The following is a 25070-nucleotide window of genomic DNA, read 5'->3' on the forward strand; positions in this document are numbered from 1 at the left end:
ATAAGTGGAATAAAAAAACAGGCATCGCGCATAAAGCGCGACACGTAGGTAGTCAGGATTTCTACCGACAACAGAACGTCCTCATACCTTTAAAATGTTTTATGAGCTTGTATCTTTTCAGGGGTTATCAACGTAGCTGGCTTCATGTCTTTGAATTTAAAAAGAGAATATTGGGCATGTGGTGATGCTTGTCCTTCTTTAATAGGCTTCAATTCATGAGCACTCATGCCTTGCTTATCGAATATGAGCTCATCATTCCCCGCTTTATCAACATGGGACTGCATTGTTTGTGTTGTTTTCTGCGCTAATTGTTGCTTCAAACGAGAGACCTCTTCTACGAGTGTCTGCACCTGCGATTGAGCCGTTGTATTAACACGTTTTAATTCAATCCTCTCTTCAATTCCTTGTATTAAATTTTGCAATTTTTCTGTCTCTCTATCCACAACTTTAGATTTGCATAATTGATCCATTTTTTCCTTGTCCAACCCTTTCCAGCGACGAATCAGATTTTCAATTCCTGGACGCTCAACAAACCAGTAAATACTAAATGCAGCTAAACCGACAAGAACACCCACAGCAATAATTGGCCAAGCTGTGGCTGCCACTACAGGAACAAATGCACTTGCGATAGTTAAAGCAACCGCTTGGCCTGCAAAAAAACCTCCACTAAAAAAGATAATTCCTGCAATCCCTGCAGTTATCATTTTTCCAGCCTTTAGGTATGGATTTTCCAGTGCTGACTTAAGTTGTGATCGGGCTTCATTTAAGTCCTCATGCCTTTTTAACAACATTTTTGCGATCTCAAGGTCTTGTTCAAGCTCTTGCAACGTTTTAGGAGTCGATTTTGAAAGATGTGCTCGAATTAGTTTTATTTGTTTAAATTCGTCGAGCAAAACATCAAGCAACTTTGGAGCATCAGTAGATTTGACACCCAAATTCTTGGAAATTTCAACTAAATCAAAACTGTAAAATACAATTATGGAGAGTATTGAAAATAACGTCCCCGCTATAAAGAACGCTAGGGTAGGAACAAAAGAGAACATCCCCATAATCGCAGTGACACCATCAAAGCCTTCACAACCAAAATAAATGGTTCCTGCAAGAGCTAATAGCGCTAATTTAGCTTTTGAGAGGGTAGTATTTTTTTTAGAATCGTCCTTTTTCGTTAAAGATTTATTTAATGAGTCTTTTAAATCTTTTAACAATGATGCCTGTAACGATGCAATTAAAAAAAATCCCTCATCATTCCCTGTGACTGAGTGTGATTGTTCTAGCCATTTCAATAAAGAAGCTCTATCAATTTCAGTTCTTTGTTGAAATGGTTGAGGAAAATTTTTATCGATCTTGCTTAACTTGGAAATTAACTCCTGGCTTGTTGTACTTAACAATATAGTCATCAACTTACCCCCTTAATTGCAAGATTATTTAGTCTGCCTAAATTACAGAAGAAACTAATATCATACTGACAAATTATTAACCAAACATTAAGTAAAAGAGCCCATCAGAAAAAGCAAGGTAGTTTTAATTGATAAATGCAGATTTTTGGTTCAAATACAATGCCCAGTTTAAGCTATAATTTGGATGACTCATAAATGAATTGGATTTGCAGCAACCAACTTCAGGCTAGCATAATAGGGAGTTAAAGAGGCATAATATTCACGCAGAGATCACAACGTACGAATTCAACTGGGAACTATGGTGTCACACCCTATATTCAATACAGCTATTGTATGCGGAGGTTAAGACACTATTTCAGGGAGACTTTCAATGATCATTTTATATTCTTATCCGGAGCTTTTTGGTGTTCCTGACAATAATCCTTTTGGTCTAAAAGTGGATACTTTTCTTAGACTAACTAAAATAGACTATCAACACGAGCACATTATTAATACCCAAAATGCACCAAGAAAACAATTACCGTATATTGAAGATAGCGGCACAATTATTGCTGACAGTAACGTTATTCTCAATTATCTTTCCCAAAAATATATTAACCTAGATGTGAATTTAACAGAAAAACAAAAGAACACTCATTTTTTAATCTCCAGAATGCTAGATAATCATTTGTATTGGGTTATGTCATATTCTCGGTGGCAAGATGAACAATTTTGGCCTTTATTCAAAACTGCATTTTTAACTCAACTTACAGAGTTATCAGAATCAACACTTGAGGCGGTAAGGAAACTCAATATTGAAAAATACTATTTTCAAGGTATAGGTAGATATTCCAAAGAGGAAATATACCAAGCTGGAATAGATGATTTGCAATCAATTATTTTTCTTTTAGAGAGTAATCCTTATCTGTTTGGAGACAAAATTCATTCTTTGGATGCTTGTTGTTATGGTTTTTTAGCCAATATTTTATATTTTAATATTGAAACACCGTTGAAGAATTTTATCCTGCAAACACCACTGAAAGATTACACTGAGCGCATAAGAAATTTACTCGGTTATTAAAATAGTATCTGTTCAGGTAGCGGCATCAACCTAAGTACGCCCGGATTACGACGATGCCTAATCCAGGTTACTAAAATAAAGGGCTTATCCAGCGAGCGTATACAGTTTATAAACAGGCTCCCAAATATTAGCTGTAAGCTCCTTTTCTAATTCGGATTCGTTAATACTGGCAAGATTTTCCAATATTGCCTGCTTCCCAACAGCCCTTGCCACATCAAGGCTTATTGAACGAAGGCTCGCTAAGGGTGGTAACAGATTTGCCGTCTTATCATTCCTTGCCGGTGAACAAGCGGCAAGAGCAAGCGCAGCCGCCTTAATCATTCCATCAGAAACCCTTTTTGCCTGGGAAGAAATGATACCTAAAGCTAAACCAGGAAAAATATATGAGTTATTTGTTTGATCAATAGGAAACTTTTTTCCCTTAAATGTTACAGGTTCGAAAGGACTTCCGGTTCCTACCAATGCACGGCCATCCGTCCAGTTAAATAGATCTTGTGGCACAGCCTCACTATGCCATGTAGGATTGGAGAGAGGAAAAATTACAGGGCGTTCCGTATATTTTGCCATAGTTCGTACTACTTCCTCAGTAAAAGCACCTTTCTGGGTTGAAACACCTATTAGTGCAGTAGGTTTTACATTGCGAACAACATCAAGCAAATCTATTTCCATTGGGTTATTAACCTGCCATTCTGCTACCTCAGAACGCTTGCGTGCAAAAAACTCCTGATCTGGACTTAATCCCTTTCCTCCTTCAACAAGTAATCCATACCTGTCCACTGCATAGATCCTTTCGCTAGCTTCTTCATCACTCAAACCCTCATCTTTTAAGGCTGCATGAATCAACTGGGCGATCCCATGACCAGTTCCCCCAAAACCAAGAAAAACAATTTTCTGATCCTTTAACGGAATCCCTGTCACATTGATCGCTGATAAAAGAGTACCTGTTGCCATAGCAGCCGTACCCTGGATATCATCATTAAAAGTACAAAGTTGATTTCGATAACGCCCAAGCAAACGAGCTGCGTTTGCTCCTGCAAAATCTTCCCACTGCAAAAGCACATTCGGCCAACGGCGCTTAACAGCTGAAACAAATGTATCCACAAACTCATCATATTCAGCCCCACGAATGCGGCGGTGTCTCCAGCCCACGTAGAGAGGATCAGCTAATCGTTCTTCATTATCTGTACCTACATCCAAAAGAATCGGTAAGCAATATTGCGGAGGAATACCGGCCAATGCTGTATAAAGTGCCATTTTACCAATGGGAATTCCCATGCCACCAGCCCCCTGATCACCAAGGCCAAGAATACGTTCACCATCGCTTACGACGATACATTTAATTGAGTCATAACGTGGATGAGAAATAATTTTTTCGATCAGATTTTTATTAGGATAACTCAGAAAAAGGCCCCGTGCTTTCCGGAAAATCTCACTGAACTTTTGACAACCTTCCCCAACAGTTGGGGTATAAACAATAGGTAGCATTTCTTCAATATTGTGGACAATTAAGGAGTAAAACAATGTTTCGTTATTATCTTGAAGGCCACGCAAAAAACTATATTTCTCTAAGGGAGTAGGCAATTCGAGCAACCCTGCATGACGTCTTTTTTGTTGTTCTTCCAAAGTACTCACCTGGGGTGGCAATAAACCGTGTAACGCAAATAGATCTCTTTCACTATTTGTGAATGCAGTCCCCTTGTTTAACCGAGAGTTATTCAAAAGGTTGTAACCTGTTAATTTTGTTATAATGCTTCCATCTTCCAGGTATTGCGTTTCTTGAGTTAATTTACCCATGTTTAATATCCTTTTATATCATCCAATTTTTACAGAACTTCCTTATAAAACCAGCTTATTCAGGTAAAGGGATGAATTCATCTTCATCTCCGGGTATTTTTCCAAATTTTCCTGTTTTCCAGTCAAGCTTAGCCTGCTCGATGCGCTCTTTAGAACTGGCCACGAAATTCCACCACACGTAGCGTCGTGTTTCAAGCGTAGCTCCACCAAGAATAATAATGTGAGCATCATCAACAGCAGTTACCTCAATTTCAGTATCCGTTTTGAGAATAAGCATATTGGCACAATGATATGAATTATTATCAATAATGATTTTCCCACTCAAAATATAAATAGCACGTTCCTCAATCGTTGCAGGAATAATCAATGCAGCATGATCCTTAAGCTTACACTCGACAAAAAGAGCATTATTTAACGTAAAAACAGGTGATTTTATCCCATCCCATTCACCAGCAACTACGCGCAGGCTCATGTTTTTACTGTCGTTATCGGTAGGAATAACACTTTTATCATAATGTGTAAATGACGGGCTTATATCTTCTTTGGCAAGTGGTAAAGCCAACCAACATTGAATACCAAAAAAAGGATGAGGATAAAAACGATCTTGATGTGGTGTGCGTTCTGAATGCGCAATTCCCCTTCCAGCAGTCATCAAATTAACATCACCTGGAACAATAATTTGATGACTCCCAAGTGTGTCCCTATGCTCCAGCCTGCCAGAAAATAAATAAGTCATCGTTGACAAACCAATATGTGGATGGGGCCTTACATCCAGTCCTTTTCCCGAGAGAAGCTCATTTGGGCCTGCCTGATCCCAAAAAACAAATGGTCCAACTGTTCTTTTTTCTTTTGAGGGCAGAACTCGCCGCACTTCAAAGCCACCCAGATCAACTGTTCGAGGAATAAGCTCCATTCTAATTTGCTTCACGAAATTTTTAGTCTCACATATTGGGTCTTTTACATTAAAATAGCTCATCTTTTACTACTCTCCCTAAATAATTTAGGCACAATATTGGGTTAATTCACCGCTATGTAATTCAATGTTCTTTATCTATGAAATCGACCCACTCAGTAAGCATAGCTCAAAATAAGGTGCAAACGGGTTTAAAAAAGGTTTTTGTTGCATTATATTTTCCTTTTTGTCTTGGTTGTTAAATGAATTTTTCATACCATAGTGGCAATCGGATTAGTGCAAATAAATAGGACAGTTATGCATCAGTTAGCAAATAAATTATTATTTCTTACCTTGGCGGGAATGAGCAGCTCACTTTTTTCTGCCGTTTTGACTCCTATTGAAATAATACTTGAACCTAATACACCAACTGTTTTATCCAATCCAACAAGTACGAGATTAGCAATGCGATGTGAAGTCCATGTTGCCTCAAACACAAACAATCTCACCATCAAGATAATCAGTGGAAATGGTGTATTCAACGGCACTACATTTAGAGAAGGTGATTCTATGGTGTGGACTATTTACAATATGCAACAAGTCTCATTTACCGCAAATCCCGGTACCAAAGCCCGAGTCACCTATTCAGGATCTTATACATTGAGAGCCGTTTGTATGTAATAATTTATCAAAACTAAATCAATAGTTAAGTGATGCCCTGCCAAGTAATACCCTATGGATAGAAATACGTGTTCCTATGGTTTCGATGCACTACGAATAGGTCATACGTACACCCTGTAAACATATCGCAGTCAGACGAATCTTCAGCCACATTTGTTTTGAGTCGATTTAGCCTTTATTACTTTTTTTAAGTTCTTAATATTTTCTTAAAGTTCGTTCATTATAATGTTTAACCATGGTGGCAATATTTAATACAATAATTATAATTAATAGTAGTTATTCATTGATTTAGAGAGAGCACGATGCCTAAATACGTAAAAGATGTAGAATTAACCCAAGACGGAATGCACGCCATTTTTGAACGATTGGGGCAAGATATTACCAGTGGTATCATTTACAATGGAAATCCTGACATACAAGTAGAAATACTGAATCAACAAGGATTTATGCCAATTTTAACCGGGGTAAGTCCAACACAGGAGTCTGGCCACTGGATCATGTTAATTAAAGGCCAAGGCAATAACTACTACCTTTTTGACCCTTTGGGTGAAGGTTCCGGAAACGGATATAAAAACATCCTGTCTCGAAAACTCCCTCAAGACGCGACTCTATCTGTAATCCCCAATAGCTCTGGATACAACATGGGCTTATGCGGTTATTGGGTTGCTTCTGCAGGAGTAAGAGCGCATACGGCGTTAACAGGTCACAATCCCCCAACGCTAGAAAATCTAGGCCAAACCATCACCCAGGAAATGCAACAGGAACTCGATGGCAATGGCTATGGTGAAATTACCGGTTGGTTACGAGCTGTTGCCAACGAATTCCCTGTAGATGGTGGCGTACAAACTGAAGCAACTGCTTTAAGGCGGGCTACTGAAAAAGATTTACATATAGAAATCCCTGCTCTTATTTTAACTGGGAACAAGACTGCGCCTAAAGAAATACCGACTCAACCCACAGCATCACAAACGGGCCCTGTTTCTATCCTAAACAGCACTTTAATGGAAAATGACCTCGATGTTCGCAATGTTGTAGATTATGTCCATAAAGAATATTTAAGACACCCCTATCCTGGGCCATTAAAAAATCCGGAAGATCCCAGTGAAGGGAGACTACCACCAAACGAAGGGCCTGATCGAACAACCCATGGCCTTGCGCATACAGTACGAACTATGGCTTGTGCTGAAGTCATGATCGAAGAAGCACGTAAAGCAAAATTCAGGGGGGAGGAACTAGGAACAGCAAAGAATGGACAAAATTTAGCCGATGTTACACCAGAAGAACTGAAAAAAATCCTCATCGCACAGGCCTTCTTTGTGGTAGGAAGAGATGATGAACGCTCAGGATATGATGAAACATATGACCGAGATTTTTATGATGAATATCATGAAAAAAGTGAAGCAGCTTTCAGGAAGTACGTTGAAGACAATAAGCTTATTGGCAACATTTTCAAAGATCAAAAAGAAGTAGATCTATATGCCGAGATTCTTCGCGACAATCCCCATAATTGGGATGGAACCCCTGCACACGTTTTAATCCATCAAGGGCATATGGTGGACTTAATGAGAGTGAAGTCACCTCCTGAAGTAGTGTTAGAACGCGCTTATAATACACTGAAAAAATCGGTAGGTTCCCTGGGAGCTGAAGTTGTTCTCAGAACTCATCGACAACTCTTCCTGGCTACCGGATCAGCAGTCCCCGCATTTAATCCCCAGGCAAAAGAGAGCCTCAAAGCGGAAGAACCATATGAGAATATGGTGTCTCAAAAATACGTTATAGAAAAAGGCAGGATCCCAAACACATTAGCGGAGGCACGACGCGTAGCCCCCCATTATAAACTCAAGGACAATGAGCGTTTTGTAACGATAAGAGAACATACTGCTATTGAGGAAAATAATATTCATTCTGAGGAAGCTAAAAAACTGTTTAAGGAGGGGGGAGTTTATGAAAATCCTTATAGTGGTGAAAAATATGTGATACAAAAGGACAAAGATGTCAACTCCATGAGTGATATTCGAATTACAAAATCGAAAAGCCCCATAAAAGAAGACGAGCGCCCCGTAACTATAAAAGAATATTATAGCCTTCCTGAAATCCAGGAAAAATTTCCTGGTTATAATGTACAGTTGGCAGAAAGTCCCGCGACTGATTTTGCCAGAGTATGTGAGCAGCAACCAACGGTATGCCTAGGTGCCATCAAAGAGGCCCGCCAACAAGTAAAAATGGATGCAGTAAAAGAAGCTTTGCAAGCTTCTTCAAGTAAAACAAGAAGACAACCAAATGTAGATGAAATTGCCGCTGCGAGCATTATCCACCAAATCATGGCTAATCCTGATGTGATTCAAAACGATCATGTTTTTTTAAATGGACAAAAATTGGAAGAACAATTTTTTCGTGATTTGTTGATTAAATGCGATATGGCCATTGTAGGATCCTTATTAAATGATACCGATATTGAAAATATCGATCGGTTAATGCAACATGAAAAAGATACGGAATTTCATCCAACCGATCCGAAAGATCCTGCAAAAAAACTTGGAGAAACCTGGGATAAAGTAATTAGACAAAAAAACACTGGATATAGGGATCAGATCAAACATGATTTAGTATATCTCATGCAAAATGACGGTTGGTACTACACCCGAGTCAATGCAATTGCCCAAAATAGAGATACAAACTCAACATTTAAAGAAGTAGTGATTACTGCATTGCTGACTCCATTAACCAGTAAATCACTAGTGGATACCTACGGTAGAGCTTCTTCACCACAAACGTTGTACCGCGGGTTAGGCTTTTCTGAAGACTATCAAAATAAACTGATTAATCAAGCCAATGCCATCATTGCAAATTCGGCTAAACATCTCTTTACTGATTTGTCTGCGCAAGAGTTTATGCAAATCAAATTAAATGACTTTAGTAAGATCTCCGCCAAAACGAATGCAAGTAACTCTACAAATATTGAGGTCCCAAGAACAACCTTTGATTCGAATACCATCTTTGAAATCAATGATCCTGATCGCTTACTGCAAGCAAAACAGGTTGGCACTCATATGCCCGGAACTGAAGATGAATTTTCATTTTATTTACCGGATGATGTTGCCTTAATCCCTACTAAAGTAACTCTTGATGGTAAAAATTCTAAAGGAATGGATCGATATATTTTCACGTTTACGACGATTAAAAGCCCTGATTTTTCTGTACGACACGAAAGTGGTTATGCGGTTGAGCCCCTTCTGAGAATGCAAACAATACTGTTGGCACAGATCAAAGATGTCGTTGAAAAAGCTCAAGAAGCTCCTGATTTAGAACAAATATTTCGTTTACAGATGCGAGTCAGAGGACAAGTACGAGCATCCGTTAATCAAAGGTATAAAACGCTCCTTAATGAACATGTAAATACTGCATTGGAAAATTGCCTTAATGCACTCTTGGATGGGAACATAAGTAACCTTAATAAGGCATTGGCAACCATTCCCACAGAAGAACAATGGGCTGATTTTAATACTCTTGAAGCGAGGCAAATAAAAATACAGATGAACTCCATTAAACAAATGGTTGAAAAAAAATTAGTGCTTGAAGGGCAAACACTTACCGCTTTGACTCAATGTGAGAATGCTTTGGCTAAAAAAGACATCATTACTGCCATACAAGCACTTAACAGTATTCCTTCAGATAAAGATATGAGTAGAGTAACGTCAATTAGTAACCACTTAAAAGATCAAATCCAGCGTGCAAAACAAGAGTTAATCGGAAATTTAGCGCCTTTACAACGTGCTGTCATTGCTCCTGTACTCACGAATCCTGATCAAGTAAGGAAGCGTTATGAAACGCTTATAACAAGCACGACGCAACAGATTACAACTCTAGATACAGCAGAACTCGATGATGTAACTAGCATTAAAAAGGAACTCTATCATTTTAATGCCCTGCAAGAAGAAATAAAATTATTGCGCAATGAAAAAGTTCGGCTCTATTCTGAGACCGGTACAGTTGATCTAGCTGATATCGAAAAACTAACAGAACAACTAGGAGTCATCCATAATAAATTATATGATGCCTTTGTCGTCGAGATAGCAGAAGAGCTCAACATACTTGCAGAAGAAAAACCTAAAAATCTGAATGATGTGAAAGAAATGATTTCTAGTTTTAATGAGCGGCTTGCTGAAATAGAGCAATTGCATCAAGAAAAGATAAAAAAACATGGCGCATCAAAAGAACCTCTTGATCTGTCTGATATTGATAAATTAAAAGCTCAATTACAAACAATAAATCAATTTTTAGTGAAAGCGATGATCAATACAATGAGGACCTCTTTAAATCAAATGGAAGTAAAAACATTTGATGAGCAAACAAAAGAAGCACAACTCAACTTCCAACTGCTCAATAAGCTCGCATCAACATTAGATGATTCTGATGTTGCGCAAAAGCAAAAAGAGGACATTGTGAAATTAAACGAATTTTTTGTAGGAAAACAAAAAGCTTATCCTGCAATGGTGCAGTTGCAATTCAAAAGTGAGGCCTTAATTATTCGATTACGTGAACTATGTGAAGCACACCAGAATAATTTGGCAAAATCAATAAAAACAAAAACCGAAGCCCTTACAAAAAATCGTTGGATGCTTCAAGGGTTTACTGATTTCATACGCCTAACGACAGATGAACGGGTGACTCTGGCTGAAAAAGGAAAACTACTGAATCAGTTCAAGGAAGATTTAAATAATGATAAGTATGACATACAGAAACTTATCAATAAATTAGCGAAGAAAAGCCCCGATGAATTAGAAGATGCGATTGGACTCTCTACGGAAAGTGCGGAAAGAATACATTCACTTTTAAAGCATCTAAGCCACAGTACAACATTTGTCGCTAAAATTGGGGAACGTTCACAATTGATTGACGATGTTTTAGTTGAACTCGGTAAAATATCCATACAGCCTGAGCCTACTCAAGTTGATAAAGAACTACCTCAACAAGATATCATCGGATTTTGACCTCCCTACCTGCTTGCGAATTTATACGGCTGATCCGTATAAATTCGCAAACGGCATATCAAAAGACTTTTCATAATTGCTTGAAAGACATAGATAAAACCTAACTCAACTTAAAAGTTGCCCACTTAAAACTCAATCCAATCAAAATTATTATAATATATTTACATACTGTGTTAATATGCAGCACCATTGCAAACGCTATTCTTAAAGCAGCTTCACAGAGAGAGCTATATGCCTAAGTATGTAAAAGGGGTAGAGTTAACCCAAGATGGTATGCGTGCCATTTTTGAACGTATGGGAAAAGACATTACCAGTGGTATCATTTACAATGGAAATCCTGACATACGAGTAGATGTGCTGAATCAGCAAGGATTTATGCCTATATTAACCGGGGTAAGTCCAACACAGGAATCTGGCCACTGGATCATGTTAATTAAAGGCCAAGACAATAACTACTACCTTTTTGACCCTTTGGGTGAAGGTTCCGGAAACGGATATAAAAACATCCTGTCTCGAAAACTCCCTCAAGACGCGACTCTATCTGTAATCCCCAATGGCTCTGGATACAACATGGGTTTATGCGGTTATTGGGTTGCTTCTGCAGGAGTAAGAGCGCATACGGATTTAACAGGTGATAATCCACCCACTTTAGAAAATCTAGGCCAAACCATTACCCAGGGAATGCAACAGGAACTCGATGGCAATGGTTATGCTGAAATTACCGGTTGGTTACAGGCTGTTGCCAATGAGCTCCCCGCTGGTGATGCTCAAACCGATGCAACTGCGTTAAGACATTCTACTGAAAAAGAATTACATCTCAGAGTACTTCCGCAATCAAATATCACTGGTAAAGAAAACACAACTTTAGAAATTACCTCCACACCCACTGTAATCACAGGGCCATGTCTTCCTCCCTGGAATGGTTTTTCATTGTACACCGATAGTACAGTAAGAGATGCAGTAAAATATGCGTTTAATAATTATTTAGGAAAAAAATACACAGGCACAGTAGAAGCAATACCAGCGCAGATGGGTAGAAACGGGGATAAAATTGTAAATAGGCCTATTCATGGTCTTGCTCATACACTGCGCACAATGGCCTATGCAGAAGTGATGGTTGAAGAGGCGCGTAAAGCAAAGTTCAGAGGAGAATCTCTTAGAACATTCAAGGATAAACGTACTATAGCTGATGTTACCCCTGATGAATTAAAAAAAATCATGATTGCCCAAGCATTTTTTGTAACTGGACGAGATGATGAAGAGTCGGCAAATAATTATGCACGATACCACGAACAAAGTAGAGATGCCTTTTTAAAATATGTCAGAGAAAATGAGTCCCTCTTAATTCCACATGTATTCAACAATCAAGATGATGTGAATTTTTATGCGAATGTTATTGAAGATAAAGATCATAAGTGGGAGAACTCCCCCGCTCATGTATTAGTCAATAAAGGACATATGGTTGATCTAATGAGGGTAAAGCAACCTGCAGAATCTTATTTAGAAAGTTATTTTAAATCACTGCAACCCTGGATTGGAACCATAGGGGCTGAAGCTGTTTTTGCAAAACAAAGAAAGTTTTTCCATGCGACCTATGAAATGGTCAGCTCTTTTGACTGCAACAACCCTGAACCACATTTGGTAACGAGCACTAACGAATTTCGTTATGTCCTTGATAAAAAGGGTGACCCAATCAGAGAGGCACCAAAGGAAGGTGAAAAAAAAGGAAAAATAAAATTTTTTCCCCCTTCATATAAATTAAAGGAAAATGAAAAATTTAAATTCGGAAATGGAGGCCTGGGTCGATATGTCATCGGTGACGATGGTCAGCCCATCCGGAATAAACCTGCAAAGGGTGAGACTCAAGGCACATTAGCTTTTTTTCCCACTTCTTATCAGTTACAAGATAACCAACGCTGGATGCGTATAGATGAATACCTCCAACTTGAAGAAGTACAGCGTAAATTCCCTGGTTCAAATAAAAAACTCGAAAGAGGACTTCCAGAACTTAGTGAATACGCATATCTGCAACATACAAATTCCGATGAAAGAGCACAATGTGAAAATGATGTTGATTTTTGTTTAGGGCAATTACAGGCAGCTAATCATCAATCGAAAATTGCGCCTCTAAAGGGGGCGATTCAATTAAGTAATAAATTGGTAAGACGAAACGCCAATGTAGATGAAATTGTAGCCTCACGTATTATCCAACAAATCCTGGCTGATCCCGATGTGATTCACAACGATCACGTTCTTTTAAATGGCCAACGGCTTGAAGAACCTTTCTTCCGTGATTTATTAGCCAAATGCGATATGGCCATTGTAGGCTCCTTGTTAAATAGCACGGACATTAAAAATATCGATCGGTTAATGAAACATGAAATTGATACTGAATTCCATCCAACGGATCCCAATGAGCCCGCAAAAAAAATTGGAGAAACCTGGGAAAATACAATCAGAAAAGGTGGCGGAGTACTCCAGATCGAAACTGATTTAATTTTTTTAATGCAAAATGATGCCTGGTACTACAGCCGTGTTAATGCAATTGCCCAAAACAGAGATAAGGGCTCAACATTCAAGGAGGTGCTGATAACTGCCTTAATGACCCCACTAACTAGAAAATCATTGGTGGATACAAACATGTCCCCGTCACCTCAAACCCTGTTTCGTGGATTAAATCTGTCAGAAGAGTTTAAAAATAAATTAATCAACCAAACCCACAAGATCATAGCCAATACTACAGAACATCTCTTTACAGATCCGTCTGCAGAAATTTTTAAACAAATTAAATTAAATGATTACAGCCACATCTCGGCCAGAACAAATGCAAGCAGCTCCACAAATATTGCAGTTCCCAGAGACATGTTTGATTCAAACACTATCATTGAAATGATTGATCCCGACGGATTGCTGCAACCGAAGCAAGTAGGAACTCACATAGAAGGCTCTGAAAGCGAATACTCCATCTATTTGCCCGAGGATATTGCCCTAATCCCAATTAAACTCACTATTGATGGTCAAACTGCCAAGGGAAATGATCGCCATATTTTCACGTGTGTTGCGGTACAAAGCGCCGATTTTACTCCACAACATCAGAACGGCTTTGCGCTTCTCCCTTTTATAAAAATGCAAACAACAACATTATCTCGAGTAATAGATGATGTAAACACAGAAGCCGAGGGAAGCTTAAATGAAAGGCTAAAATCACTACGGCTTAAAATGGTAGAACAATCTCATTTACCTGTTAGGGGCGGATTTTTAGATAAAATACTCCACTATTTTTCCGGTAAAGACGATAAAAAAATATCACTGGAGCGAAAAAATTTTCTTAATCAAAAAGTGATCCCACTATTACAGGAATGCCATATCGCGCTTAGGTTAAATAATGTGGAAATGATGCAACGTGCTTTAACAAAATTTCCCACAGATAAAGAATGGTCCCATTTTAAATCAGATGTCGCAAAAGCAGCTAAAATGGAAATGGATAACCTAAGACCGCTTATTGAAAAGAAAATAGCACTTCAAAACCAACTGCTTCCTTTGATTAAATGCCAAGATGCTTTAGAAAAACAACAAATTACTGAAGCTATAAAAGCTCTCGAAAACATTCCCTCAGATAATGAGATGAGCAATATGCCATGGATAAGCAGCAACATAAAGGAGCAGATCCAAAGTGCAAAACAAGCGGTGACTGAAAACTTGGCTCCGATACAACATGTTGTCAAGATGCCCGCGCTCACTAATGCGGAACACGTAAGAAAACGTTATGACGCGCTTCTAATCAATATAACCAGGAAAATTGCAGACCAAGACACGGTAACGCTTTCAGGATTAGCAAACGTTAAAAAGGAAATAGCTCATTTTGATGCCCTCCAAGAAGAAATAAAATTACTGCGTCATGAAAAAGCCCTATTGCATTATGGAGACAAAGCAATTGATTTTGCTGATATCGAAAAACTAGAAGAACAACTACATGTACTTCATAACAAATTATGTGATGCCTATGTGCTCCAAATAACAAAAGGCATAGACATACTTGAACACAAAAAACCTAAAAACCTAGTTGATGTGAAAAAGAACATCTCCAGATTTTATGAACAACTCGCTGAAGTAAATCAATTACATCAAGAAAAGATAAAAAAACACGAGACATTCAAAGATCCTCTTGAACACTCAGACATCGATGGATTAAAAACTCGATTGCAACAGATGAATCAACGCTTAATTAAAATATTAATCAGCAATATTAAAGTCTCTCTCAATCAAATGGAAGCTATAACGTTTGACGAACAGAAAAAAGAAGCTCAGCAAAATTTACAACTTCTCGATAAGCTCGCAAAAACGCTGGATGACTCCGATACAGCGCAAGAACAAAAAATTGAAATTGTTAAACTAAATGATTTTTTTATGGAGAAACAAAAAGCCTATCCAGCAATGACACAATTGCAATTCAAAATTGAGGCCTTAATTATACAATTGCGTGAATTATGTGAACTGCATCAGGCAACATCAAGAAAAAGATCAGAGGAACTTTCTAAAAATCGCTCGATGTTTCAAGCTATTACTGACTTCATAGGTCTTACCACAGACGAACGGGTGGCCCTGGCAAAAAAGGGGAAAAAATTAGAGCAACTTAAGAAAGGCATAAATAACGATACATATGATATTAAGCAATTGCTCAATCACTTAACCAAGAAAAGTGCTGATGAATTAGAAGAAGCATTTGGTATGTCTACTGAAAGTGCCAAGAAACTCTATGAACTTTTAAAGCATCTAAACCGCAATACAACATTTGCCGCTAAAATTAAGGAACGTACGGAATTAATCGATACTGTTTTAGCGGAGCTCAGTAAGACGTCCATGCAATTTGCACTGACTCAAGCAAATCCAGAAATATCAGACGAAGAATCTGTTGAGTTTGACTATTTAATCCTATAAATCCTGACGAAGGCTTGTTTTAGGAAATTCTGTGGTAGATCCAAAGAGAGCTCGTCGAGAGGCCTCTTTAAAGAGGCCAGGTAGAGTAACTTTCAACCAACTTAACATTAACTTAATAATATTAGGTTTATAATAATGAAGAGTACTCTTGTATTGAATCGATAGAAAGTTTCATTTGACGATATAAATATTTTTTGAGGAAAATCTAAATGCCTGAATACATAAAAGGAGTAGAATTAACTCAAGATGGTATGCGTGCTATTTTTGACCGTATGGGACGAAATATTACTAGCGGTATCATTTACAATGGAAATCCTGACATTCGAGTAGATGTATTGGATCAACAAGGATTTATGCCCATATTAACTGCTGTTAGTCCAACGCAAGAATCCGGCCACTGGATTATGTTAATTAAAGGTTCCGGTAATCATTACTACCTCTTTGATCCACTCGGCGAAGATTCAGGAAAAGGGTATCAAAACATCCTGGCTAGAAAACTTCCTCAAAACGCGCAACTTTCTGTGATTCCCAATAGCCCTAGGTTAAACATGGGTTTATGCGGCTACTGGGTTGCTTCTGCAGGGGTAAGGGCACATACTGCATTAACAGGCGAGAATCCCCCAACCTTAGAAAATCTAGGCCAAACCATCACCCAGGAAATGCAACATGAACTCGCTGGTAATGGGTATGGTGAGATTACTGGTTGGTTACGGACTGTTGCCAATGAATTTCCAGCAGGTGCTGCAAAAAACGATGCAACTGCTTTAAGAAAGGCGACAACTAAAAAAAACACTGTTCTAAAAGAAATATCCATACAACCTCCCGTACCACATGTAGTTTCTGAACCTCTTTTTGAAAGTACCTTATTGGAAAATGATGATGATGTACGTAGCATTGTAGATTATGTCCATAAAGAATATTTAAGGCACGATTATCCAGGACCATTAGTAGATCCCAAAAATCCCCACGGAGAACGACTCAAGCCAAATGAAGGGCGTGATCGAGGGACTCACGGCCTTGCCCATACAGTACGCACCATGGCTTGTGCAGAAGTGATGGTCGAAGAAGCACGGAAAGCAAAATTCAGAGGAGAAAAACTGGGGACAGCAAAAAATGGTCAAACCTTAGCCGATGTCACTCCAGAAGAACTCAAAAAAATCCTCATCGCCCAGGCCTTCTTTGTGGTAGGAAGAGATGATGAACGCTCAGGATATGATGCAAGGTATAAAAGAAATTTCTATGAAGAATATCACGAAAAAAGTGAACAAGCATTCAGAAAATGCATTGAAGAGAATAAACTTATTGGTAAAATCTTTAAAGATCAAAAAGAAGTAGATCACTATGCCGCGATTATTCGCGACAACCCCCATAATTGGGATGGAACTCCTGCACATGTGCTAATCCATCAAGGTCACATGGTTGATTTAATGAGAGTCAAAGCACCTCAAGAAGTGGTAGTGGAGCGTGCCTATTATACACTTAAAAATGCTTTAGGCTCGCGAGGAGCTGAAGTCATTCTTAAAACACATCGAGAATTTTTCCTGGCCACCGGAGCAGTTGTCCCTCAATTTAATCCTGAAGCCAAAGATGATCCCAGCAGAGGAGGACCGTATGAAAACCCCTATACTGGTGACAAATACGTTATCGAAAAAGACAAAGTTCCAGATTTCAAGAATATCAAACGTGTAGATTCTGATTATCGACCGAACGAAAAAGAACGGTTCGTAACCATCAAGGAATATTATGCCATTCCTGAGACACAAAAGTCTTTCCCTGGTTGCAAAACCTATTTAGAACCATCTCCCTATATATTTCCAACTGATTTTGCTAAAACCTGTGAGCAGAATCCTAAATCATGCCTGGATGCTATCCAAGAAGCACGCTCCAAAATATCCATGAGTGCAATTAAAGAAGCGCTACAGGCAGATCCAGAAAAAGCCACAAGAATATCTAATAGAGACGAGATTGCTGCCGCTTACATTATTCAACTAATCATGGCTAATCCCGATGTGATTCAAGACGATCATGTCCTTTTAAATGGCCAACGACTCGAAGAACCCTTTTTTCGTCAATTATTGACCAAATGCGATATGGCTATTGTAGGATCATTGTTAAACGATAAGGATATCAATAATATTGATCAGTTAATGCAACATGAAAAAGATACTGAATTTCATCCAGCAGATCTCCATGAACCCGCGAAAAACCTTGGGGATACCTGGGAAAAAAGCATTAGAAAAAAGGACAGCAGAGATAAAAATCAGATCAAACTTGATTTAATAAATCTCATGCAAAATAATAGCTGGTACTCCACAAGGGTCAATGACATTGCCCAAAATAAAGATGAAAACTCAACCTTTAAAGAAGTGTTGCTTGCTTCATTATTAACTCCACTAACGAGTAAAGCGCTGGTAGATACAAAGAAGCAGGAGCCAACACCGCAAATCCAGTACCGAGGCTTAAATCTTCCCGAAGAATTTCAACAACAATTGATTAAACAAGCCAATACCATAATTGCAAATACAGAAAACTATCTCTTTACCGCTCCTTCTAGCCGGGCATTTATGCACATCAAGTTAGATGAAATTTCTTCCAAAATAAAGACTTCAAAACCAATATTTGATTCAAATACAATTTTTGAAATCAGTGATCCGGAAGGGTTACTTTCAAAAAAGCATCTAGGAGCTCATGAGTCTGATTCTACAGATGAATTATTTTATTTACCCGAAAATGTAGCCTTAGTTCCGACCAAAGCAATCCCTGACGGTAAAAATTCTACTGGAATGGGTAGGCACATTGTGAGTTTTGTTGCGGTAAGAAATCCTGATTTTGTACCGAACCATGAAATAGGTTTCGCTGCTGCACCAATTTTTAACATGCAAAAAGCAAAAGTTTTGGATGTAATAAATACGGTTCAACCCGAAGATAAAGCAATTCATAAAAACTTAAATGAAACGCTAAAATCACTACGGCTTAAAATGGTAGAGCAATCTCATTTACCCATTAGAGGCGGATTTTTGGATAGGATACTCCACTACTTTTCAGGAAAAGACGATCAAAAAATATCCTTAGAACGAAGAAATTTTCTCAATGAAAAAGTGATTCCTGCATTACAGGAATGTCATATTGCGCTTAGGTTAAATAATATGAACATGATGCAACGCGCCCTAGCAAAATTTCCATCAGAGGAAAAATGGGCTGATTTTAAATCCGATGCAGCAAAAGCAGCTAAAATGGAAATGGATAAACTAAAACCGCTTATTGAAAAGAAAATGGCACTTCAAAGTCAACTGCTTCCTTTGATGAAATGCCAGGATGCATTGGAAAAACAACAAGATATTGAGGCTTTAAAAGCTTTAGAAGGACTTAACTCTGACAAAGATATACCCTCTATTGGCAACGAATTAAGAGAGAAAATCCAACAAACAAAACAAAGCATAATTGAAGATTTAAAACCCTTACAACGCACGATTCCTACCTCCTCAATCACTAATACTGAACGAGCAAAGGTACATTACGAAACGCGTATATTGGAGATGGATCAACGCATTGCAGCTTTGGAAACAGACAAACGCGATGATGTGACTGGCATTAAGAAGAAGCTCTCTTATTTCAATACACTACAGCAAGAAATAAGATTGCTGCGCCATGAAAGAGCTCAGATGCATCTTGGGGCTGAAAAAATTGATTTTACTGATATCGAAAAAATAGAAAAAAAGCTACGCCCCCTTCATGAGAAGTTATATGATGCTTATGTAGTTGAAGTAGCAGAAGAGATTAACATACTTGCAGAAGAAAAACCTAAGAATCTGACTGCTGTAAAAGAAATGATTTCTAGTTTTAATGAGCGGCTTGCTGAAATAGAGCAATTGCATCAAGAAAAAATAAGAAAACATGGTGCATCAAAAGAACCTCTTGATCTGTCCGATATTGATAAACTAAAAGCCCAATTACAAACAATAAATCAATTTTTAGTGAAAGCGATGATCAATACAATGAGGACTTCCTTAAATCAAATGGAAGTTAAAACGTTTGATCAGCAAACTAAAGAAGCACAACACAACTTCCAACTACTCAATAAACTCGTAACAACATTAGATGATTCTGATGTTGCGCAAAAGCAAAAAGCCGACATAGTGAAATTAAACGAATTTTTTGTAGAGAAACAAAAAGCTTATCCTGCAATGGTGCAATTGCAATTCAAGAGCGAAGCCTTGATTATCCAGTTACGTGAACTATGCGAAGCTCATCAGAATCACTTAGCACAATCAATAAAATCGAAAACCGAAGAGCTCACTAAAAAGCGTTCGATACTCCAAGGACTTACAGATCTTATAGGACTTACTACAGACCAACGAACGAACCTAAGCCAAAAAGAGACGCTATTAAAGCAATTTAAAGAAGATTTGAATAATAACAAGTATGACATTCAACAACTTATCCATCTATTAGCCATAAAAAGTCCGGATGAATTAGAAGAGACGATAGGGGTTTCAATGGATACTGCTGAACAACTACATAATCTTTTAAAACGCCTGGATCAAAGTACAACATTTGTCACTAAAATTGAAGAACGTGCAAAACTGATCGACTCTGTTTTAATTGAGATCGGTAAAATATCCATACAACCTGAACTTTCTCAAGTGAATGAAGAATCCCAAAATACGCTCAACTTTTGATGTGTTACGCCTGGACCTTCCGTTTTTGCGGAAGGCGATGAGATTCTAAATAATTGAAATCGCCAGCCCATCTGCACCTTCAACAAGGTAAAAAAATGGGCATCTGTACAGGGAATATACTCTCCTCTTGCTAGGTATATCCCGGCTAAATTTAGTCGCAATCTGAGTTTTTTTGTACATTCCCCCGGACTATGGATTTGCCTAACCCCGGTTAGAAAAGAATAGAGTCAGTTTTCCTTAGCGCAATTACCGGAACAGATTCATTAAAGAGCCAGGCTAAAATTTAGAGCAAGGATTATTACCCCATAACGCTTACCTGGTTACAGCTACCTTACTCTTTTCATGAGATACAGCCCCAATAATGCAAAAATGACTGTTGGGCCCAATGCTGATAACTCTGGTGGTAATTGAAACACCGTACTTAGTGGACCAAAAAAGCGATTTAAAATATGAAAACTAAACCCCACTGCAGCCCCAACCAATAACTTCGAACCCATAGTAGTTGAGCGTAAAGGCCCAAAAATAAATGGAATAGAAAGAATCATCATAACCATAGTTGTAAATGGTTGAATGAGCCTTTGTAAAAAGGCAAACTGATAATTATGTATATTTTGATGATTCAGTTTTTGCGCCCTTATGTATCGATTCAATTCACGTAAATTCATTTCATCAGGATCAATACTACTAATCGTCAAAATCTTGGGTTTTACCGATACATCCCAAGGTAAGGAGGCAAAAGCCTGTGCTTTCGTTTGATCTCCACCAAACTCTGTTTGTTGTACATCATAAGCTATCCATCCGGTTGGAGTATGTCGGACTTCACGAATAAAACGCGACATTTTTAAATGATGCTGATTATCAAAACGAAATTGATAGATATTATTTAGTACATTGTTGGAAAGCACTACTCCCACTGAAATAAAATCATTGTTATAACGCAGCCAAAACCCTTTTGAGGTTCGTAAAGTTTGACCGCCACTTATCGCTGCTGTTTTATAATCATTTGCATAATGGGATAAATAGGGAACCAGGGTCTCACCTAAAACAGTCACAAATATAATTAGCAAGACCGATGCCTTTAACACTGCCACAGTAATCTGACCTATGGACATACCTGAAGCACGCATGATAACTAATTCACTATGATTCGCTAAGATACCCAGGCCAATTAAAGTACCAAGAAGGCTTGCCATTGGAAAAAATAAATAAACTTGATATGGCATTTGCAACATCACAAAAAAAGTAGCTTGCACAATCCCATAATCAACTCGCCCCAAGTCACTTATTTGATCAACAAATAAAATAAAAATTTGGAGACCTATTAGCATTAAAGTCACTAAACCAATAGAGCCAATAACTGTTTTCGCGATATAACGATCTAATATTTTCATAGTCATGCCAGTTTTGCCTGATTACGCCAGATCAGCCATAATCCAAATGCAATTATGCACAGGTGTACCCACCATAAACCTAACCATTGCGGCATTTTTCCAGACACCATAGCATCTCGAGCAATGAATAATAAGTTTGCGTATACAATATAAATAATAATTGCCGGCAATAACTTGGCAAATTTACCTGATCGAGGATTAATACGACTTAAAGGAACCGCAATTAAAGTCAAAGCAAACACCATAATGGGCACGGAAAAACGCCATTGTAACTCAGCTGCTTTAGCACGATCGGTATTATTGAACGGAAATAAATTAGCAGTACTTATAGTGCGGAAATCTTCTGATATTTTTACCACAGGATGAGGTAATCGCGCTTTATACTCACCAAATTCAGCAATTTGATAATCGGCATGGCCAGGAACTCCCTGGTATTCCTTACCATTTTGGAGAATGATATAATCTTCACCTGTTTTGGGATCAGTTTCTGCAAATGCCTGATCCGCCCATAATACATCCCAACGTGTTTTATCGTCCACAGTAGTTCGTTTTGCAAGAAATACTTGTTCTGCTTTGGTATGATCTCGACTCATCGATTGCACATAGAATACCTCTTTACCTTCATTAATAGCATGAAAACGTCCAGGCATAATAGTTTGTACTAGAGTTTGTATTCCAGTTGAGCGCAATAATTTTGCCCGCTCAATATAAATTAAAGGACTACCCCAAATCATCACTATAGCTACGATAAAACCAACTACAGTGGCCATAATCAGACTATGTTTTAACAATTTATTTGGACCATAACCACAAGCACGTAATACGGTCATCTCACTTTCAGCATATAAACGACCATAAGCAAGTAACATTGCGATATAAAAACCTAAAGGGATAAGTAAGCAAAGCAAAGTAGGTAATTCCAGCATCATCAGCTTCATGATGATAACACCTGGGATACTCCCGGAGGCTGCTCGATTAAGATATTGGATCAGCTGATTACTCAAAAAAATTAACACGAGTATGGATGTTAGCGAAATCAAAGTGATCAACACTTCTTTGGCCAAGTAACGAAAAATAATCAATCATTGCCCCTATTTTAGTAATTCCCTCCTCCCCTAATGAAGGTAGCCCGATAAAGAGATAAGGACTCAAGTATCCTGTATTTTATCTCCTGAAGGAGGCAGGACACTGGAGCAAGATCCCCTGATTCTACATTCCAGCCATAAAATATACGGCTATTTCTTTTCCAGAGTGTGATTGAGAGATTACCTAAAGATGAGATAACTATATGCATTTTAACCCAGAAAAAGCGCTTGAATCTACTAAATTAACGTGGGTTCGACATAATAAAGGGAATAGAGATATCGTTTATGTCCCAAGCAGCAGAATACAATACTATTCTAAACCCTTATACATAATTCACCCAAAGCCATATTCAATACATTTTTGATGAAAATATCTGAAATTTAGTTTAGCGTAACATGCATATTTGGATTAGGGTATTACACAGCAAGAATAACAGCAGCTCAAGCTTAATGAGCTGAGCCGCTTTAAAGGAATAGTAAATTAATGTTTTGTCTCAGCAGCTGTTTTTTTTGCTTCTTGAACAAAACCTAACATCGCCTTCTCAATAATTTGAAAAGATTTTTGGAGGTAATCCAAAGTTTTGTGTCCATTTTCAACAGCCAGATTAATATGTTTCTCTAATAATTCCTCTGGCTTTTTGATACTTGCGATTTCTTCGGGTTTTAGGTAATTAATACCTTGTAATGTTTTAACATTTAATTCAGCCATCGCTTGGAAAGGCTCTTGAAGTTTCTTCGCTACTTCAGTCCATTTGTCAAAGTTTTGTTGATACATGATATTCTCCAGTATGTTGCACTGCACAATTTTATATTAGTCTATATCCTATTAATTTGTCAATGGATTAGAAACTTTTTTTTGCAATGCAGCATAAAAGAAGTGTATTAAGAATTAACTTTTAAATATGCTTTGCCATTGCTGCATCATTTTTTGGATTTGTTGATTCCAGGTCTCAGTTGCCTGGACATAAGGATTATTTTGTAATGGCTTGTCCATAACTTGAAACATCTGCTCCATCATCTGCTTTAAAGAAGCCTGCATGGGATGATTCGCCAAGGATATAATTTGTCGTAAAATTTCAGGGGATAAAAATTGAGTGGGGCCTGCCTCCATCTCAACAATTATTTGTAATAAAATGGAGTTAGTTAAATCTTTTCCTGTGAGGGAATCTTCTACTTTAAACGATACATTATCTATAACATAACGTTGTAACTCTTCAAGAGTTATATACTGACTCGTCTCAGTATCATAGAGTCGACGATTCTTATATTTTTTTATTAAGCGGGTCATAGTTTTCTCATATAAGGAAAAAGATTTTAGTTAAAAATTATAAAAAATAATGAAAACTCTAATACATATGAAGACCGCCGTTTATACTCAAATTGGCCCCGGTTATATATCGGCTTCGTTCGCTAATCAAAAATTCAACTGCCCAAGCGATTTCCTGAGTTTGAGCCAACCGCTTTGCAGGAATTTGTTCAATAATTGCTTCGAGGATATCTGGTCTAATCCCCTTCATGAGTCGGGTATCAACATACCCAGGGGAAAGACTATTGACAGTAATATTTTTACTCATTAACTCTTGCGCCAAGCTTTTTGTAAATCCATAAACGCCTGCTTTTGATGCAGCATAATTTGCTTGTGAAAATTGGCCTTTTTGTGCATTTACAGAAGAAACATTAACAATTCGACCGTATTCGTTTTGTCTCATGTTTTCAACTACATGGCGAGTCACATGAAACATCCCATCAAGATTAACAGTAAGCACTTCATCCCATTGCTCTTTAGTCATTTTATTAAATACAGCGTCTCGAGTAATTCCTGCATTGTTAATCAATACATCAATATTGCCGTACTCTTTAATAATCGAAGAAATAACCTCGCCACATTGCTCAAAATCGGTTACATCCATATGGCGAAAATGAATATTTTTATACCCTTGTTCCTTTAACTCCTCTTCCCAAGCTCGCCCTTGCTTTTCGGAAATTAAATCAAGGGCAAGAACATGATGATACAAAGGATCTAATTCTTGGGCTATCGCAGTACCAATGTCACCTGTGCCACCAGTAATCAACGCCATGTTTTTTTTGTGCATACAATTCTCTATTTTTGAAAAATGACAGGGTAAAATAACCAATATCCTGGCTTTTAAAAGCCAGGATAT

13 protein-coding genes are annotated in these 25070 nt (G+C 38.0%); 5 read left to right on the top strand and 8 right to left on the bottom strand.

What is annotated here, in order from left to right:
- Positions 1–89 precede the first annotated feature (89 nt).
- Positions 90–1397 carry a hypothetical protein gene (locus EKG34_RS11165; protein ID WP_003633156.1) on the bottom strand — a complete coding sequence of 436 codons (1308 nt, stop codon included), beginning with the start codon at positions 1395–1397 and terminating at the stop codon, positions 90–92.
- A gap of 370 nt (positions 1398–1767) precedes the next feature.
- Here EKG34_RS11165 and EKG34_RS11170 point away from each other — a divergent pair, with 370 nt between their 5' ends.
- On the top strand, positions 1768–2457 hold the full coding sequence (locus EKG34_RS11170) for a glutathione S-transferase family protein (protein WP_003633157.1): 690 nt from the start codon (positions 1768–1770) through the stop codon (positions 2455–2457).
- 84 nt (positions 2458–2541) lie between these two features.
- Here EKG34_RS11170 and EKG34_RS11175 read toward each other — a convergent pair whose 3' ends face one another.
- Both EKG34_RS11175 and EKG34_RS11180 read right to left on the bottom strand, forming a co-directional pair.
- Complete coding sequence (locus EKG34_RS11175) at positions 2542–4251, bottom strand: NAD-dependent malic enzyme (RefSeq protein WP_003633158.1); 1710 nt, start codon at positions 4249–4251, stop codon at positions 2542–2544.
- Between the two features lie 55 nt (positions 4252–4306).
- Complete coding sequence (locus EKG34_RS11180) at positions 4307–5227, bottom strand: pirin family protein (RefSeq protein WP_003633159.1); 921 nt, start codon at positions 5225–5227, stop codon at positions 4307–4309.
- A 234-nt stretch (positions 5228–5461) separates the two neighbouring features.
- Between EKG34_RS11180 and EKG34_RS11185 the strand changes: the two genes are divergently transcribed.
- From EKG34_RS11185 to EKG34_RS11200, 4 genes are all read left to right on the top strand, one after another.
- Positions 5462–5824 carry a hypothetical protein gene (locus EKG34_RS11185; protein WP_003633161.1) on the top strand — a complete coding sequence of 121 codons (363 nt, stop codon included), beginning with the start codon at positions 5462–5464 and terminating at the stop codon, positions 5822–5824.
- A 302-nt stretch (positions 5825–6126) separates the two neighbouring features.
- Positions 6127–10815, top strand: coding sequence for a SidE phosphodiesterase domain-containing protein (locus tag EKG34_RS11190; protein ID WP_012978793.1), 4689 nt, complete (start codon positions 6127–6129; stop codon positions 10813–10815).
- A gap of 231 nt (positions 10816–11046) precedes the next feature.
- On the top strand, positions 11047–15753 hold the full coding sequence (locus EKG34_RS11195; protein WP_003633164.1) for a SidE phosphodiesterase domain-containing protein: 4707 nt from the start codon (positions 11047–11049) through the stop codon (positions 15751–15753).
- A 209-nt stretch (positions 15754–15962) separates the two neighbouring features.
- Positions 15963–20432 (top strand): SidE phosphodiesterase domain-containing protein, encoded by a 4470-nt coding sequence (locus EKG34_RS11200; RefSeq protein ID WP_012978792.1) that lies wholly within the window; start codon positions 15963–15965, stop codon positions 20430–20432.
- Between the two features lie 326 nt (positions 20433–20758).
- Here the strand turns inward: EKG34_RS11200 and lptG are convergent, their stop codons facing one another.
- The 5 genes from lptG to phbB form a co-directional block, all read right to left on the bottom strand.
- Positions 20759–21829, bottom strand: a complete 1071-nt coding sequence (lptG, locus tag EKG34_RS11205) for an LPS export ABC transporter permease LptG (RefSeq protein WP_003633166.1) — start codon at positions 21827–21829, stop codon at positions 20759–20761.
- Positions 21826–22905, bottom strand: coding sequence for an LPS export ABC transporter permease LptF (lptF, locus tag EKG34_RS11210; protein ID WP_003633167.1), 1080 nt, complete (start codon positions 22903–22905; stop codon positions 21826–21828). The genes lptG and lptF overlap by 4 nt, the downstream gene beginning before the upstream one ends.
- A 484-nt stretch (positions 22906–23389) precedes the next feature.
- Positions 23390–23683: a phasin family protein gene (locus EKG34_RS11215; RefSeq protein WP_012978791.1), complete on the bottom strand. Its 294-nt coding sequence runs from the start codon at positions 23681–23683 to the stop codon at positions 23390–23392.
- A 114-nt stretch (positions 23684–23797) separates the two neighbouring features.
- Complete coding sequence (locus EKG34_RS11220) at positions 23798–24196, bottom strand: polyhydroxyalkanoate synthesis regulator DNA-binding domain-containing protein (protein WP_003633169.1); 399 nt, start codon at positions 24194–24196, stop codon at positions 23798–23800.
- A 58-nt stretch (positions 24197–24254) separates the two neighbouring features.
- The gene (phbB, locus tag EKG34_RS11225) at positions 24255–25001 is read right to left on the bottom strand and encodes an acetoacetyl-CoA reductase (RefSeq protein ID WP_003633170.1); all 747 of its coding nucleotides are present in this window, start codon (positions 24999–25001) and stop codon (positions 24255–24257) included.
- Positions 25002–25070: the final 69 nt, after the last annotated feature.

The organism is Legionella longbeachae (assembly GCF_004283175.1).
Classification (GTDB): domain Bacteria; phylum Pseudomonadota; class Gammaproteobacteria; order Legionellales; family Legionellaceae; genus Legionella; species Legionella longbeachae.